The 17,985-nt window shown below is 35.2% G+C and carries 15 protein-coding genes; 13 read left to right on the top strand and 2 right to left on the bottom strand.

Features of this window, described 5'->3' with window-relative positions; translation table 11 throughout:
- Positions 1-38: 38 nt before the first annotated feature.
- Both KQI49_RS06375 and KQI49_RS06370 read left to right on the top strand, forming a co-directional pair.
- Positions 39-599, top strand: coding sequence for a ComE operon protein 2 (locus KQI49_RS06375; protein WP_216487535.1), 561 nt, complete (start codon positions 39-41; stop codon positions 597-599).
- Between the two features lie 52 nt (positions 600-651).
- The gene (locus KQI49_RS06370; protein ID WP_371817528.1) at positions 652-2,910 is read left to right on the top strand and encodes a DNA internalization-related competence protein ComEC/Rec2; all 2,259 of its coding nucleotides are present in this window, start codon (positions 652-654) and stop codon (positions 2,908-2,910) included.
- 116 nt (positions 2,911-3,026) lie between these two features.
- On the opposite strand, the gene KQI49_RS06365 is transcribed toward KQI49_RS06370, so the two are convergent.
- Entirely contained in the window at positions 3,027-3,161 is a 135-nt protein-coding gene (locus KQI49_RS06365; protein WP_216487533.1) for a YqzM family protein, read from the bottom strand.
- A 306-nt stretch (positions 3,162-3,467) separates the two neighbouring features.
- On the opposite strand from KQI49_RS06365, the gene holA reads away from it, so the two are divergent.
- Positions 3,468-4,487 carry a DNA polymerase III subunit delta gene (gene holA, locus KQI49_RS06360; RefSeq protein ID WP_216487532.1) on the top strand — a complete coding sequence of 340 codons (1,020 nt, stop codon included), beginning with the start codon at positions 3,468-3,470 and terminating at the stop codon, positions 4,485-4,487.
- A 155-nt stretch (positions 4,488-4,642) separates the two neighbouring features.
- On the opposite strand, the gene rpsT is transcribed toward holA, so the two are convergent.
- Positions 4,643-4,903, bottom strand: a complete 261-nt coding sequence (rpsT, locus tag KQI49_RS06355; protein WP_216487531.1) for a 30S ribosomal protein S20 — start codon at positions 4,901-4,903, stop codon at positions 4,643-4,645.
- A 168-nt stretch (positions 4,904-5,071) separates the two neighbouring features.
- On the opposite strand from rpsT, the gene gpr reads away from it, so the two are divergent.
- The 10 genes from gpr (at position 5,072) to prmA (ending at position 17,977) form a co-directional block, all read left to right on the top strand.
- Complete coding sequence (gene gpr / locus KQI49_RS06350) at positions 5,072-6,169, top strand: GPR endopeptidase (RefSeq protein WP_216487530.1); 1,098 nt, start codon at positions 5,072-5,074, stop codon at positions 6,167-6,169.
- Between the two features lie 407 nt (positions 6,170-6,576).
- The gene (locus KQI49_RS06345; protein ID WP_216487529.1) at positions 6,577-7,947 is read left to right on the top strand and encodes an alanine/glycine:cation symporter family protein; all 1,371 of its coding nucleotides are present in this window, start codon (positions 6,577-6,579) and stop codon (positions 7,945-7,947) included.
- A gap of 262 nt (positions 7,948-8,209) precedes the next feature.
- Positions 8,210-9,394: a stage II sporulation protein P gene (spoIIP, locus tag KQI49_RS06340; protein WP_216487528.1), complete on the top strand. Its 1,185-nt coding sequence runs from the start codon at positions 8,210-8,212 to the stop codon at positions 9,392-9,394.
- Positions 9,395-9,733 carry a hypothetical protein gene (locus KQI49_RS06335; protein WP_216487527.1) on the top strand — a complete coding sequence of 113 codons (339 nt, stop codon included), beginning with the start codon at positions 9,395-9,397 and terminating at the stop codon, positions 9,731-9,733.
- 221 nt (positions 9,734-9,954) lie between these two features.
- Entirely contained in the window at positions 9,955-11,763 is a 1,809-nt protein-coding gene (gene lepA / locus KQI49_RS06330; protein WP_216487526.1) for a translation elongation factor 4, read from the top strand.
- 279 nt (positions 11,764-12,042) lie between these two features.
- Positions 12,043-13,074: a heat-inducible transcriptional repressor HrcA gene (gene hrcA, locus KQI49_RS06325; protein ID WP_216487654.1), complete on the top strand. Its 1,032-nt coding sequence runs from the start codon at positions 12,043-12,045 to the stop codon at positions 13,072-13,074.
- A gap of 127 nt (positions 13,075-13,201) precedes the next feature.
- Positions 13,202-13,792: a nucleotide exchange factor GrpE gene (grpE, locus tag KQI49_RS06320; RefSeq protein ID WP_216487525.1), complete on the top strand. Its 591-nt coding sequence runs from the start codon at positions 13,202-13,204 to the stop codon at positions 13,790-13,792.
- A gap of 29 nt (positions 13,793-13,821) precedes the next feature.
- Entirely contained in the window at positions 13,822-15,654 is a 1,833-nt protein-coding gene (gene dnaK, locus KQI49_RS06315) for a molecular chaperone DnaK (RefSeq protein ID WP_216487524.1), read from the top strand.
- 175 nt (positions 15,655-15,829) lie between these two features.
- Positions 15,830-16,957 carry a molecular chaperone DnaJ gene (gene dnaJ, locus KQI49_RS06310; protein WP_216487523.1) on the top strand — a complete coding sequence of 376 codons (1,128 nt, stop codon included), beginning with the start codon at positions 15,830-15,832 and terminating at the stop codon, positions 16,955-16,957.
- Positions 16,958-17,035: 78 nt separating this feature from the next.
- The gene (gene prmA, locus KQI49_RS06305; RefSeq protein ID WP_216487522.1) at positions 17,036-17,977 is read left to right on the top strand and encodes a 50S ribosomal protein L11 methyltransferase; all 942 of its coding nucleotides are present in this window, start codon (positions 17,036-17,038) and stop codon (positions 17,975-17,977) included.
- Positions 17,978-17,985: the final 8 nt, after the last annotated feature.

Genomic DNA, 17,985 nt, shown 5'->3' with positions numbered 1-17,985 from the left:
GTTATTTGAAAACAGGTAATAAAAAAGGTGGTTCATAAATGGAAAGAATATCGTGGGATCAGTATTTTATGGCACAAAGCCATTTATTAGCCCTTAGAAGTACTTGCACTAGACTTATGGTTGGAGCGACGATTGTTAGAGATAAACGTATTATTGCAGGTGGATATAACGGGAGTGTATCGGGTGGCGTTCATTGCATTGATGAAGGATGCTATGTTATAGATGGTCATTGCGTGAGAACTGTCCATGCAGAGGCAAATGCATTGTTGCAATGTGCTAAATTCGGAGTTCCGACAGAAGGTGCCGATATATATGTGACCCATTTTCCTTGTCTTCAGTGTTGTAAGCAATTGATACAGAGTGGTATTAAACACGTTTATTATGCTGAAGATTATCGTAATCATGAGTATGCTGTTCAATTATTCAAAGAAGCTGGAGTTAGCACAAAAAAAGTTGAATTAACATATTTGACTTTTGACACACAGTATCAAGAAAAGAAAGCCTATATTAATAATTTAATAAACAAAATAACTGATCAATCAGTAAATGATTTAGATTTAATAAAAATCAAAAATGAAGCAGAACAGCTTTTTAGCTAAGAGGGGATGAGAGCCAATTAAAGGACACTGGCATATTGTCGCTTTATCTGTTGTGATATGTATTTTATCTATTTATTTTGATAACTATTATTTTATTTTAATCCTCTTGCTCTGGTTAGTTTTGTTGAATAAGTTTAAACGGTTAGGGAAAACAGTTATTTTACTATCCTTAACCTCTTCACTTTTCTTTATCTTCCATATTCCATCTCTTCCAGATAATCATTCGTCTGTGGATTTAATTGAATCTTCTAATAACCTTACACTTATTGGTAAGATTACAGGGATCGTAGCAAATAAAGAAAGGTCGGTACAATTTTATTTTCAAACTGAAAACCCTTCACAAAAGTATCTCGCCATTTACTTTCCTAACTCTAATAATAATAGTAATACAAAACCCATAAAAAGCCTAAATACAGGTGCTACATGCCAGATAACCGGCAATATCGTTATCCCAGAAAAAAATACAAATCCAGGAGAATTCAATTATCAACATTATCTAAAAACTCAAGGCATGCAATTTCAATTAGTCATTGATTCTCTAACGGATATACAATGTGAGGGTATCTCGACTTTAGGAAAAATATATGAGTCGCGAGAAACTATACAAGATTATATGTTAAATACATATAGCAAAGATACTGCGGCCTGGATAGTCGCATTAATTTTAGGGGACGATTCACTTTTAGAAGAAAGAACGATTGATCTTTTTAGAGATTGGAGTATATCACATTTACTGGCCATATCTGGATTGCATGTTGGTTTAATTGTTGCATTAATTTATTTTATATTAATTAAGACTGGGATAATGACTAAAGAAAAAGCGCAATGGTTCATGCTGTTTTTTTTACCTATATATGCCTTACTAGCCGGCGGAGAACCTTCAGTATGGCGTGCAAGTATCATGGTTTTTTTATTCATTGTATTTTCAAAATTGAAATTGAAATTAAGCGTATCAGATGTAGTGAGCATTGTATTTTTATTATTAATATTTTTTGATGGCTATATTATATATCATATAGGTTTCCAATTTTCGTTTATTGTAACATTTAGTCTAATTTTATCAAGGGATTGGTTAATTCAAACGTCATCACGTTTTTTTCAATTAATTAACATTAGCTTTGTTTCACAAATGGTTATCCTACCCTTTCAATTCATTTACTTTTCGATGGTGCAACCCCTATCGATTTTGTTAAATGTCATTGTTGTCCCATATTTTTCTTTTTTAATTATTCCCGGAATGTTCCTTATGGGAATACTATCTCCGCTACCATTTATACCTTCGATGTTAGATAAGCTTTTCCTTTTGTTGCATGAAAGATTCTTAATACTTCTCGAATTACTAGATAAAAAATTAAACTATCCATGGGTAAACGGTTCTTTCCCGTTGATGTTTATTATTTTATATTACGTTATTATTTGCATGCTGATGATATCAATTAACCGGAAGGAACTAGTGCAAGCATTCAAGTATGGCGTGACACTTACACTGTTCATAACAGCACTTCTAATTCGACCATATTTTTCACCGTATGGGTCTGTAACGATGCTTGATATTGGACAAGGTGATGCATTTATTATAGAACTGCCTTATCGACAAGGGGTTATTTTCATGGATGCTGGCGCTACCTTTTCGTTTTCCGAAATGGATTTTACAGATAGGGTATATGAACAAATCATAAAGCCGTATCTTTATTCAAAAGGGATTCAGTCCATCGACGCTATTTTTATTAGTCATGAAGATATGGATCATATGGGGAGTGTTGATGTTCTTGTCGAAGAGTTTAGTGTAGATCAGATTTACATCAGCCCTTATTATGTATTGTCAGAGAAGTCAGCTGACGTTTGGAATAAAAATAACGTGGATATAAACATCATACATAAAGGCGAGCAATCAGTAATTAATAATATACCTTTTCAAGTTCTTTCTCCCGTTAGAGATACAGGTTCTGATAATGAAAATTCTTTAGTTATTTATACAGAGATTGGAGGGAAGAGCTGGCTTTTTACAGGGGATGTAGGAGTGGAAACTGAAAAAGAAATCATGAAAAATTATTCAAGATTATCAATAGACGTATTAAAAGTGGGTCATCACGGGAGTAAGTCGTCAACAGATGAATCATTTATAAAACACATCGAACCACTTTATGCACTTGTTTCTGTGGGGGAAAATAATACTTATGGTCATCCAGCTAAAGAAGTTATTGATACCCTAGAAGATAATGGGGTCTTCATTATGCGAACTGATCAGCAAGGAGCGATTATATATAAATTTAAAGATAATGAAGGAACGTTTTTACAGTACTCACCATAGAATGAGACTAGATAACCCCCTCCTAAATAACAAAAAGAGACTGTTTGCACAGTCTCTTTTGAATACATTTAAAGAAAAATGTATATAGCAGCTATAAAAGAATCGGATATGTAATTTTAAGAACCAATGACACTTATAGTAACACCAATAGCAAAAATAAGTACGAAAAATACAAAAGAAAAAGTGAATCCTTTAATGGAATCGACAACATCATTATTTTTTGCTTGCGGATCCTTTTCAAATTCATTCATAACTACCCCTCCTATATCAAATATAGTATAAATTAAATACATAAAAAAATCCACTAAAAGGTGAAAAAGTTTGAGTTATACAAACTAATTTACTGCAAAGATTAGAAAGACTTTCTAGCTATACTTTTTCTTATGGGGGAAAAGATATAACTAGTTCCGTTTAAAGGACAGTTCCTAGGGCTGATCTTTTAAACGTTTATATAGATGCGAGAGGGAGCTTAGGCCCTCCCTCTCAATTTATTCCTCTTGCCATTATTTAATATACAGATTACGATAAGAGTATACATAATAATGGAGTGTAGAGCAATGAATTATATTCAGTTGACACAGCAAATTAAAAAGAATCAAATTCCGACCATATCTCTAGTATATGGAACAGAACCATATTTTACCCAGAATATTAAACATTTATTTATAAAAAAAGTACTAAAAGAGGAAGAAAACCTAGCTACATATGATTTAAAGGAAACCTCTATTCAAGAAGTGATAGCAGATGTAGAAACATACCCGTTTTTTGGTGATAGGAAATTAATTTTTGCAATTAATCCTATTTTTTTACAGCCAAAACCCGAAAAAGTATTAGTGGAAGGACTAGAACATGATTTATCTGTCTTAGAGCGTTACTTAAGCAATCCAGTTGATTATTCGGTATTAGTTTTTATAGCTCCATATGAAGGAATCGATCAACGTAAAAAAATATCAAAATTATTTAAAAAGAAAGCAGTAGTCACAGAATGTAATCCAATTAAGCCATATGAGCAAAGTAAATGGATTAATGAACTAGCAGCAGGGCTTAACATAAAGATTGATAATAATGCCTATGATTTATTTGAAGGTTTTTCTAGTGATTTGCATCAGTTAGAGAGCGAACTTACGAAAATATCCTTATTCGTTGGTGAAGATGGAACTATAACAAAGGATGTTGCGGAGCAATTAATTTCTCAGACATCAAATAGTTCATCTTTACAATTGGCTGATGCTGTTATTAACCGTGATTTACCTAAAGCTATGTCAATATATAAGGATTTAGAAAAAATGAATGAAGAGCCCATTGCACTCATTGGTTTATTAGCTTTTCAGTTTAGAAATATATTACGTGTGAAACTACTTAAGCAGAAAGGATATAATCAAGCACAAATTCAAAAACAAATAGGTGGACATCCTTACGTTATTAAAATCGCATCAGATCGAGAAAGACGGTTCTCAGAACAAAAACTAAAAAACATCATTGATATGTTAGCAACGACCGACGCTACGATAAAACAAGGAAAAATGGATAAAGGACTTGCTTTTGAAATTTTATTATACAATTTAATTCAGAAATAAAAAAACAATCCTCATTGGATTGTTTTTTTATGGTTTAAAAACCTTGAATCTATGCCCAGCCCGCCAAAAGTCATAAGCATAACCTACGCGACAAAAATCGCCACTATGGTTTCTAACTTAAGCTTTTCGGGGCTACTCAGGCGCTTACGCTTTTATTATAATGAATTTACTTTTTTAGAAAGACGTGCTTTGTGACGATTTCCGTTGTTTCTGTGGATAGCTCCTTTTTGAATTGCCTTATCGATTTTTTGATTTGCTTTTTCCAGTGCATCTTTTGCCTTATCTTTTTCATTTGCTTCAATTAGATTTTCTACATGTTTAATTTGTGTTCTCGCATCAGATTTAAAGCGTACATTTGAAATACGTTTTTTATTATTTACATGAACACGTTTTTTCGCAGATTTAAGATTAGCCAATATATCACCTCCAGAGCAAGATTCCAAATAATGGTTTTGGAATGATTTAATATTATCAAATTATGTCTCAACTTTCAAATAATAAGGGGAATATGTTTATGCATGTTTTAAATCAAAAAGGTTAATCCTATAACTACTGCATGGCTATATTTGAAAGGTGGGCTGATTATGGATAAAGAAGAAAAAGCATATCAGGTAAGAACGGATTTAGCTGTCGAAGCAAAAGATATGTATGTGGAAAATGAGGAGAAGCAAGAGTCTAATTTAAAAGGTGTTACTATTAAAGAACTAACTAAACAAGATATTAAAATTACTTATGTTGATATAAATGATGTTGGAGCTAAGAACCTTGGTAAAAAAGCGGGTTCCTATACGACCATTTATGCGGATGGAGTTAAAAAACAAGATACAGCTAGCCAAGAAGATGCAGCTAAAATACTTGCAGCCGAGATAGAAAAGATGCTATCGAAAAATAAAATAGCAAAAGATGCAACAGGTCTTGTTGTTGGGCTCGGTAACTGGAATGTTACTCCGGATGCACTTGGCCCAATGACTGTAGAAAAAGTACAAGTGACAAGTCACTTATTTAATCTTAGTTATGAAACAGTTGCAAAAGGATATCGCCCAGTGGCTGCTGTCACTCCAGGTGTCATGGGGGTAACGGGGATTGAAACAAGTGATATTATCCATGGAATTACCGAAAAATTCGATCCGGATTTTATTATTGCGATTGACGCGCTGGCATCCCGTTCCATTGAACGTGTGAACGAAACAATCCAACTCTCAGATTCGGGAATCCATCCCGGTTCTGGAGTGGGAAATAAGCGAAAAGAATTGAGCAAGGAAACGCTCGGGATTCCCGTTTTTGCTATTGGAGTTCCAACTGTAGTTGACGCAGTGACAATATCAAGTGATACAATTGACTTTTTACTGAAGCACTTTGGTAGGGAGTGGAAGGAAAAAAATAGACCGTCCAAATCCTTGACCCCTGGTAACTTTTCATTTGGAAAAAAGTCATTTACAGAAGATGATATGCCAGACAGTGAAAAACGTAAAACCTTCTTAGGCATGGTTGGCATGTTGTCAAACCAAGAGAAAAAAGAATTAATAACAGAAGTTTTGTCTCCTATTGGTCATAATCTAATGGTAACCCCTAAAGAAGTGGATGGGTTTATGATTGATATGTCCCATGTTATAGCAAATGGACTTAATGCAGCCCTTCATGAAAGTATTAACGTTGATAATTTTGCTTCTTATTCTAGATGAATGTAAGCGTATTGTCACAAGTGAATCAAGTCAAATAAATGGATTTTTGATATTAAATACACTAATTAAATAATGTGAAAATCTATCCGAACAAATTCGAAACTAATAAAAGATTATTCGACTGTTGTTCGGATTTATTTGTTTAGTTTACTTATCCAACTTTAATGGAACCATCATTAAATAAATATTCTCATTATTTTATATAATGCCTTGACAATGTTCTTAATATTCGTTTTAATAACTATAATCAGTTAAATATTAAGAGGGAATAACAACTTTGAAAGCGGATTCATTGATAGGTTTTTAAATCTTGAAAAAGGATTTAAAGAATATAAATCCTAAGCAAAGGAAGGAGGGCGCTTCATAGTAGTGGCGTTGATAATAGATATAAACAAAGGGGGATTATAATGGAAACTATTGAAAGTATACTTAACCAATTAAGTGACTTTATCTGGGGTATACCTTTATTAGTACTTTTAGTTGGAACTGGAATTTATTTAACTATTAGACTAGGATTTTTGCAAATTCGATCATTGCCATACGCTTTAAAATTAGCTTTTTCAAGAAATCAAGATAAAAAGTCAGAGGGAGACATATCTCATTTCCAAGCTTTGATGACAGCTTCAGCTGCAACTGTTGGAACTGGGAATATTGTAGGTGTAGCAACTGCCGTAGTTCTTGGTGGTCCAGGCGCTGTATTTTGGATGTGGGCAGCTGGATTGTTTGGTATGGCTACTAAGTATGGTGAAGCTATATTGGCTGTAAAATATCGTGTTAAAGATTCTGAAGGTAATATGGCTGGAGGACCAATGTATTATTTGGAGCACGGTTTAAAACAGAAATGGCTTGGTGTATTATTTGCGGTGTTCGGCGCCCTTGCAGCATTTGGTATAGGGAATGGAACTCAATCTAAGGCTGTAGCTGACTTAATGAATGATACATTTTCTATTCCGGTTTGGATCACAGGTATAGCTCTCGTTATCTTTGCTGGATTGGTTATATTAGGTGGTATTAAGTGGATTGGTCGAGTGACTGCGTTCTTTGTTCCGATCATGGCTGTATTCTATATTTTGGCTGGACTGATTGTAATGATTGCGAATATTAATCTTGTACCAGAAGCTTTAGGGACTATTTTCACTTATGCATTTTCAGGTGAAGCCGTTGCAGGTGGAACGGTTGGTGCCGTTATACGGTTTGGAGTAGCACGTGGGTTGTTTTCAAATGAAGCGGGCTTGGGATCCGCACCTATTGCGGCTGCAGCTGCGAAGACTGATTTACCAGGTAGGCAAGCACTAGTTTCGATGACTCAAGTTTTGATAGATACGTTTATTATTTGTTCCATTACTGGTATCACCATTGTTATGTCAGGTCAGTGGCAAGATACATCCATCGAGGCCGGTGTGCTAACCTCTTCTGCTTTTGGAACATTATTAGGTGATGTGGGCCCTTACTTAATTACCCTAGGATTATTGTTCTTTGCTACTTCTACGATTTTAGGATGGGGTTATTACGGAGAGAAATGTTTCCAATATTTATTTAAGAACCCGACTGCTGTAAAAGTATATCGAACAGTATTTGTACTATTCATCTTCGTCGGCGCTACGGCAAGTCTTGATGTCGTTTGGACTTTAGCTGATGTTCTCAATGGACTAATGGCTATTCCAAACCTTATCGGATTATTAGGTTTATCAGGTATCATTATCTATGAAACAAAGCGATTTCAGAAAAAGGTAAAAGAAGAAAAAGAGGAAATGGGACAAATAGCTAGAAAAGCATAATTTATAAGAACTAAGATTGAAAGTAAAACGATCGATCTATCCAGTCTGATAGATCGATCGTTTTTTTAGTGTTCAATCATTCATATGCCTTACCTGATTGGTTCAAACCGCCACTATATTTTTTTGCTTAAGATTGTCTGGGCTAAACCAGGTGCTTAGTCTTTTATATTAATTAAAAATTTTTTGTGTGATTGGGTTCTAGCGCCTATTAAATTTACATAGAGTTAAATATACAGTGATAGATTTCTAAAGGAGTAGAATGATGCCATACAAAAAAAATAATGTTGACCAATTTAACATTGGTCGTTATGTTAAAAAAATTATTATCTATATTATAGTGTTATTGTTTTTATTTGTGAGTATTGCATTCATGACAACGATAACTTCGGCGGAGCGGTTTTCTTCTGCGAAATTAACTGACTTTACAAAGCGAATTGAAAGTTCAACGTTTTTATGGTTAATGGGCATGGAAGGAAAAGCATATAGGGACGCATTTCCAGATGATATGGAAGTACCTAAATTATCATCGATTTCCTTTCAACTCGCCACAAGTATTAAACCGAGGAATCCAAGAAGTTTATTAGGCAACGAGCTCCCGGGTTTTTCTATATTTGATCATGATGTCTTAATGGCTGAAGAAGACAGCTATCATACAACCCATCCGATGGAATCAGCACCTTCATTGGAAGAAATTTTAAAAGATCGAGAAGCTGTTGTAGATGGTTCAGAAGAGGAGGAAGAAGAACCGAATGATAAGGAGCTGGAAAATTCAACAGGGGATCGGGAGGTAGTGTATATATACAATACCCACAATACAGAATCGTTTTTGCCACATTTACCCGATGTTGATAATCCAAATTTAGCACACCATAATGAAGTGAACATAACTAAGGTAAGTGAACGTCTAGCGAAATCGCTTCGTGGAGAAGGAATTGGAACGAACGTAGATGACACTAATATTGTTAATATACTACATGATAAAGGTTGGGAGTTGGGCAGAGCTTATGAGGCTTCTAGATCGGTTGTACGAGAAGCCATTGCTGGAAATGAACATTTTCAATATGTTTTTGACTTACATCGTGATTCGGCAACAAAGGATAAAACAACCGTAAATATTAATGGAGAATCTTATGCACGAATCATGATTGTTATTGGAGCAGATCATAATAATTACAAGACAAATCTCGCACTCGCCAATGAATTTCATGATCTTTTGGAGGAGAAATACCCAGGCATTACTAGAGATAATGGTGTAAACACTAAGCAAGGTGCAGGAACAAATGGGGTGTTTAATCAAGATTTATCAGAGAATGCCTTATTATTTGAAATGGGCGGTGTGGAGAATAATCTTGACGAGTTATATCGTACGGCAGATGCCTTGGCAGAGGTGTTTAGTGAATTTTACTGGGAAGCAGAAAAAGTACAGGCTGAAGAGGGAGGAAGTTAGATGTTACGATTTTTCACTTCAATTTTAATGCTGACCATATTTTTTTTAGTAGGAATGGTTTTGGGCATGAGTCAAGAAACTGAAGACCGTTCAACCTCCAATGACCACTCTGAAGCTTTACAGGATTATCAACTCACCAACCAAAAAGAATATGAGATAAACTCAACTGACATTGAATCTGAGCCTAAGCTAGACGACGTTGGAGAATTGGATTCTCAAAATGCTACGATGTCACTAACTTTAACTCAAAAAACTGCATCTTTTCTTGAAAGAGGAATAAAAGGTTTTTCTGAAGTTATCGTTGGTATTCTTCACCAGATTGCACTTTTGTTCTTTTGAAAAAATAAATAGTATGATATTCAAATGCTTGATAGGATTAACATCTTAGCATGCTCTTCGCCTAAGCTAAATCTTGAAACATCGCTTTTCTACTGCTATAATCAATCCATATTAGAAAGCTACCGGAGTTGTTATGCACTATTAAGTTGCTTTAAGCATAATGCAATGGTTAGGTGTTTTATTTAGAGTTGTAAGATTTAACTTGGGAGTGAACGTTATAAATGGTGAGAAATCAAGAGAATGTACGAAACTTTTCTATAATTGCACATATCGATCACGGAAAGTCTACTCTTGCCGACAGAATTTTAGAAAATACGAAGGCATTGACAGAAAGAGAAATGAAAGAGCAATTTTTAGATGGAATGGATTTAGAACGTGAACGGGGAATAACCATTAAACTTAATGCCGTGCAATTAACATATAATAGTTTGGATGGAGAAGAATATCTTTTTCATTTAATTGATACCCCTGGGCATGTTGACTTTACATATGAGGTGTCCAGAAGTTTGGCTGCTTGTGAGGGGGCGATACTTGTTGTTGACGCAGCACAAGGAATTGAAGCTCAGACACTTGCAAACGTTTATTTGGCACTAGATAATGATTTGGAAATTATTCCAGTTATAAACAAAATTGACCTCCCCAATGCTGATACAGACCGTGTCACACAGGAGCTAGTTGATGTGATTGGAATAGATCCTGATGATGTTATTTTAGCATCTGCGAAGGACAACATTGGAATTGAAGAAATATTAGAAAGTATTGTTTCGCATATCCCGCCACCAGAAGGCAATGTTAAAGAACCTCTTAAAGCACTTGTGTTCGATTCATTGTATGACTCATATAAAGGAGTCGTTGCTTCAATATGTGTTAAAGAAGGAACTTTATCGGTAGGGGATAAAATTAAAATGATGGCTACTGGTAAGGAGTTTGAAGTTAATGAACTTGGTGTTTTCACTCCAGGACAACAACCACGTGATACTTTGAGTGTTGGTGAAGTTGGTTATTTAACAGCAGCAATAAAAAATGTTGCTGATTCCCGCGTAGGAGATACTATAACATTAGCTGATGAACCTGCAACAGAACCTCTTCCCGGATATCGTAGACTAAACTCAATGGTGTTTTGTGGCCTGTACCCAGTTGATTCAGCAGATTACAATGACCTAAGAGAGGCGCTTGAACGTCTTGAATTAAATGATTCGGCATTAGAATATGATGCGGAAACATCTCAGGCTTTAGGATTTGGATTCCGTTGTGGTTTTTTAGGTTTGTTGCATATGGAAATTATTCAAGAACGGATTGAGCGAGAATTTAACATAGATTTGATTACAACAGCGCCAAGCGTTATTTATGAGGTTGAAAAAACCGATGGCGAGGTTGTAGAAGTTGATAATCCATCATTTATGCCCGATCCACAAATTATAGAAGAAGTTCGTGAACCCTTTGTAAAAGCGACTATCATGGTACCGAATGATTATGTTGGCGCTGTGATGGAAATTTCACAAAAGAAGCGTGGGCAATTTATTGATATGCAGTATCTTGATGATATCCGGGTTAATGTCATTTATGATTTGCCGCTTTCTGAAATTGTTTATGAGTTTTTTGATCAACTAAAATCACATACAAAGGGATATGCCTCATTTGATTATGAATTAATTGGCTATCGTGCATCAAATCTCGTTAAAATGGATATTTTGCTAAACTCAGAACCAATTGATGCGTTATCTCTTATTGTTCACAGAGATTTTGCTCATGAACGAGGAAAGCAAATTGTTGAAAAACTTAAAGATCTTATTCCAAGGCAACAGTTCGAAGTTCCAGTGCAGGCTGCTATTGGAAACAGTATTACGGCAAGGTCCACCATTAAAGCAGTCAGAAAAGATGTAACGGCTAAATTGTACGGAGGAGACGTTACGAGAAAAAGAAAATTACTTGAAAAGCAAAAAGAAGGTAAAAAGCGAATGAAAATGGTTGGATCAGTAGAAATACCACAAGAAGCATTCATGTCAATCCTAAAATTAAACGACGAATAAACACATGTCTTTGGAGAAAACTATCTAGTTTTCTCCTTCTTATTTATGGTATTTGAAAACCCCTGGCTATGCCGGGGGTTATTATTAATTGTCACTATGTCGTAGTAGTTTATATCAAATATGATGTTAAGCGACACTCAAAAGTTTTCAGTTAGATAATCGCTCCATCTAATTTTTTTCTAAAATAAGTTCTTGTTGATTGACAAAAAAAAGCGTATTTGATAATTTATTATTAGCATTAGCACTCGGGAGGTTTGAGTGCTAACAGAGGTGATCATCATGTTAACAAAAAGACAATTGTTGATCTTGCAAGCTATTATTGATGATTTCATTGAGACTGCACATCCAGTAGGCTCTCGGGCTATTTCAAAGAAAGATGGTATTACTTATAGTGCTGCAACTATTAGGAATGAGATGGCCGACCTAGAAGATATGGGGTTTTTAGAAAAAACACATTCTTCTTCCGGTCGTATTCCATCTGAAAAAGGTTATCGATACTATGTTGATCACGTTATTGTTCCATCCCTTAATCAAAGTAACTTAAATATAATGCGAAATATTATAAAGGATGAATTCTATGAAGTGGAACAAATTGTGCAAAAATCAGCCGAAGTTTTATCTGACTTAACTAGTTACACATCCATCATCCTAGGTCCTGAAATATTTGAAACGAGGTTAAAACAATTACAGATTGTCCCTCTATCGCAACATACCGCGGTGGCAATCCTAATAACGGATACAGGACATGTAGAACACCGTTCATTCTCAATTCCAGGACAAATTAAACCTAGAGATTTAGAAAAAATGGTGAACATTTTAAATGACCGTTTATATGGAGTGCCTTTGTTTCATTTACAAGATATTTTAAATAAAGAAATTATTACTTTGATGAAGATGTATTTAGACGATTTTGCAAGGTCGTATGAATATATAAAATCGGCCTTTTTTAGCGAACAACCCGTTAAGTTATATATTGGTGGAAAATCAAACATTCTGCTTCAGCCCGAATTTAATGATATCGAAAAAATCCGCACATTTTATTCGGTCATTGAAAATGAAGATAAACTGGCTGAATTGATTAAAAACAACCACGAGGGAATAAATGTAAGTATTGGGCAGGAAAATGAGATGGAGGCTATCAAAGACTTTAGCTTAATAACTGCTTCATATCATTTTGGTGGCAATAAAAAAGGAACAATAGCTTTACTTGGGCCAACCAGAATGGAATATAGAAAAGTGATTAACTTATTGAACGCTTTATCAAATGAAATGACAGCAGCTTTACAATTATGGTACAAAAATAATGATTGAGAATTGTACCTGTTATTCAGATGATCATTAATTAAAAGGATAAAGAAGTTTATTTCCAATTCTATTCATGGTATAGTCAGTCTTGGTGATTTTGGTCATAGGGTACTTTATTTCGGAGGTGGCAATAATGGAGGAAAAGAATGATACATCCCATGTAGAAGATAAGCATGAAAACGATGTGGAAAACGATCAGCCTGATATAGAAGTTATCGATGAAAATATAGAGGATGACAGCACATCAAATTTAAATCAAAATTCAACAAAAGACTTAGAAAAAAAGATAACAGATTTGCAACAAGAAAAAGATGATGTCTATGATAAATTAGTGCGATTGCAGGCTGAATATGATAATTTTAAAAAAAGAACGCAAAAAGAAAAGCAATCCGAACGTAAATATAAATCACAAGACCTCGTTAATGAATTATTACCAGCTATTGATAACTTCGAACGTGCTCTTCAGGTAGAAGTTAGCGAGGAAGCATCCAATTTTGTTGAAGGCGTGTCTATGGTTTACAGACAAATACAAGATGCTTTAAAAAGCCAAGGTGTTGAAGAAATAGAGTCTGTTGGAACAGAATTTGATCCAAACATACATCACGCTGTCATGCAAGTTGAAGATGAAGAGCAAGAATCCAATGTTATTTTAGAAGAAATGCAAAAAGGGTATACCCTAAAAGATCGTGTTATCAGACCAGCAATGGTTAAAGTAAATAAATAATTGAAAGTTGTTAAGGAGGAAGTTTTGTTATGAGTAAAACTATTGGTATTGATTTAGGTACAACCAATTCATGTGTCTCAGTTATGGAAGGTGGAGAATCTGTTGTTATCCCTAACCCGGAGGGAAATCGTACAACACCTTCAGTAGTATCATTTAAAAACGGTGAACGCCAAGTTGGTGAAGTTGCAAAACGTCAAGCGATTACTAATCCTGATACAATACAATCTATTAAACGCCATATGGGCACAGATTATAAAGTAACGATTGAAGATAAAGAATATACACCACAAGAAGTTTCTGCTATTATTTTACAACATTTGAAGTCCTATGCAGAAGACTATATTGGCGATACAGTAGATAAAGCTGTTATTACAGTACCTGCATATTTTAATGATGCTGAGCGTCAAGCAACCCGAGACGCTGGTGTTATTGCTGGTCTCGAAGTTGAGCGTATCATTAACGAACCGACTGCAGCTGCACTCGCATACGGAATCGACAATGATAAAGAAGATCAAACTATCTTAGTTTATGACTTAGGCGGAGGAACATTTGATGTTTCTATCTTAGATATTGGCGATGGAACATTTGAAGTAGTATCTACTGCCGGGGATAACAGATTAGGCGGAGACGACTTTGATGAGAAAATAATTGAATACATGGTTCAAGAATTTAAAAAAGAAAATGGGATTGATTTAGCTCAAGATAAAATGGCAACTCAGCGTTTAAAAGATGCAGCTGAAAAAGCTAAGAAAGATTTATCAGGGGTTTCTCAAACTCAAATTTCATTACCGTTTATTACAGCAGGCGAAGCGGGACCACTTCACTTAGAAATGACATTAACTCGCGCTAAATTTGATGAGTTAACATCTGAGTTAGTTGAAAGAACAATGGTTCCAGTGCGTAAGGCTCTCTCAGATGCTGACATGGCAGCATCTGAATTAGATAAAGTGCTATTGGTCGGGGGATCAACTCGTATTCCTTCAGTTCAAGAAGCTATTAAACGTGAAACAAACAAAGATCCTTCCAAAGGTGTTAACCCAGACGAAGTGGTTGCTTTAGGAGCAGCTATTCAAGGTGGAGTCTTGCAGGGAGATGTAAAAGATGTTCTTCTCCTAGACGTTACACCATTATCGTTAGGAATTGAAACGATGGGTGGAGTCTTTACTAAATTAATTGAACGCAATACGACAATACCCACTAGTGAATCACAAGTTTTCTCAACCGCTGCAGATAACCAAACAGCTGTAGATATACATGTGCTTCAAGGTGAACGTGAAATGGCTGCGAATAATAAAACACTTGGTCGTTTCCAACTAACAGACATTCCACCAGCACCTAGAGGAGTTCCACAAATCGAAGTTAAATTTGATATTGATGCGAATGGTATTGTTAACGTAAGTGCTAAAGATAAAGGTACAAATAAAGAACAATCAATTACGATTAAATCTTCATCAGGATTATCAGATGATGAAATAGATCAAATGGTAAAAGATGCTGAAGAAAACGCAGAAGCAGACAAAAAACGCCGTGAAGAAGTAGATCTTCGAAATGAAGCGGATCAACTTATCTTTACAACGGATAAAACAATCAAAGATTTAGAAGATAAAGTATCAGAAGATGAGAAACAAAAAGCTAATGAAGCTAAAGATGCTTTGCAAAAGGCATTAGAGTCTGAAGATATGGAAGATATTAAAGCTAAAAAAGAAGCTTTAGAGGAACAAGTGCAGCAATTGTCTGTCAAATTGTATGAACAAATGGCTCAAGATGAGCAAGCGCAGCAAGGTCAAGAAAAAACTGACGATGATGTGGTAGATGCTGACTATAAAGAAGTGGATGACGAAGATAAGCAAGACGATAAGTAATACGTTGGTGAATAAGTATAAATAAAAGCCGATCAAGTAAAGTCAAAGTCAGGATTCTCTTGACTTTGACTTTTTCATGTATTCATCAAAGGATATGTAACATAATTTGCTATGAAGGAATAAAAAATGATAAGATGACAGTTATGTAAAGAGTGTAGCGGGAGAGTGAATAATAGTGAGTAAACGAGACTACTATGAGGTACTCGGATTAGATAGAGATGCTTCAAAAGATGAAATTCGAAAAGCTTATCGTAAACTAGCAAGAAAGTATCATCCAGATGTTAACAAAGAAGATGGTGCTGAGGAAAAGTTTAAGGAAGCGAAAGAAGCTTACGAAGTATTAAATGACGAACAGAAACGTGCTCAATATGATCAATTTGGCCATGCCGGAGCAAGCGGGCAAGGGTTTGGCGGATTTGGTGGTGCTCAAGATTTCTCGGGCGGTTTCGGTGACATTTTCGATATGTTCTTTGGTGGAGGCGGTCGTACACGCGACCCAAACGCCCCACAGCAAGGTGCAGACTTACAATACACAATGGTGTTAGAATTTGAAGAAGCTGTTTTCGGAAAAGAAGCAGAAATTACAATACCTAAAGAAGAAGAATGTGATACCTGTCATGGCTCAGGAGCTAGACCTGGATCTAAAGTAGAAACATGCTCTCATTGCCATGGTTCAGGACAGTTAAACACAGAACAAAATACACCATTCGGTAGAGTGGTTAATAGAAGAGTCTGCCATTATTGTAATGGGTCAGGTAAAATAATTCCTGAAAAATGTCCAACATGCCATGGTTCAGGTAGAGTTAAAAAACAAAAGAAAATTAAAGTATCTATTCCTGCCGGTATCGATGAAGGTCAACAAATTAGAGTATCTGGCAAGGGGGAGGCTGGAGTTAATGGAGGGCCTGCTGGCGATTTATTTGTCGTTATTCAAGTTAAGCCACATGATTATTTTGAACGTCAAGGAGACAATATTTACTGTGAACTACCGTTAACTTATACACAGGCGGCTTTAGGTGACGAAATTGAAGTGCCAACTGTACATGGAAACGTCATGCTGAAAATCCCAGCTGGAACACAGACAGATAAAGTCTTCCGTTTAAAAGGGAAAGGTGCTCCGAATGTTCGAGGCTACGGTCATGGTGATCAACATGTTCAAGTGAAAGTCATCACACCAACTAAATTAACAGATAGGCAAAAAGAATTACTACGCGAGTTTAATGAAATTGGTGGGAATGAAGCTACCGATGAGCAAGGGGACTCTTTTTTTCAAAGATTTAAAAAAGCATTTAAAGGTGAATAACGGTGGATTTTAAACCTCCGTTATTCTCTTTCTCTATTTTTATATACTAATTGAAAAATTAGAAAAGAGTTGAGTGAAATGGAATGGCTAGAAATCTGTATACATACATCCAACGAGGCAATTGAGCCTATTTCAAATGTATTATCTGAAATCGGAACAAGTGGGATTGTCATAAAGAATTCTCTAGACTTAATGAAAAAACGCAAGTCTACTTTTGGCGAAGTATTCGAGTTAAACCCAGAAGACTATCCTGATGAAGGAGTTTACGTTAAAACTTATATCCCTAATAATCATGCCAGCAAAACTATTATTGAACAAATTAAAAGATTTATTGAAAATTTGCGTCAGTTTAATATTGATATAGGAAAAAACCATCTAACTGTTAATGATGTAGATGAGGAAGAGTGGTCTACAGCGTGGAAGAAATATTATAAGCCTGTTCAAGTTTCTGATAAGATTACAGTTAAACCAACATGGGAAGAATATACACCTAAGACATCAAATGAACTTATTATTGAACTAGACCCAGGAATGGCTTTTGGAACGGGGACACATGCGACGACACAATTAAGTTTACGTGCATTAGAAAAATATGTTCATCAAGAGGATTTAATTTTAGACGTAGGTTGCGGTTCTGGTGTGTTGAGCATTGCTTCTATTCTTTTAGGAGCTAAACGTGTTTTGGCGTACGATTTAGATGAAGTCGCAGTAAAAAGCACTACAATAAACGCTGAATTAAATCAAGTAAATAATAATATTGATGTTAACCAAAATAACTTGTTAGAAGGTATTGATAACAAAGAAGCAGACATTATAGTTTCCAATATTTTGGCTGAAATAATTATTAAATTGACAGAAGATGCCTGGTGTAATCTGAAAAGTGATGGATTACTTATCACTTCTGGAATTATAAAAGATAAAGAAAAATTGGTTATCGGAGACTTACAAGAGAAAGGTTTTAATATTATTGCGACAGATGAAATGGATGGTTGGATATCCATTATTGCAAAAAAGATATAAAAAGTAGG

It is taken from the genome of Virgibacillus sp. MSJ-26, from assembly GCF_018918075.1.
Classification (GTDB): Bacteria; Bacillota; Bacilli; order Bacillales; family Amphibacillaceae; genus MSJ-26.
The sequence above is the reverse complement of the archived record's forward strand: the minus strand, read 5'-3'. Positions and strand labels throughout refer to the sequence as shown.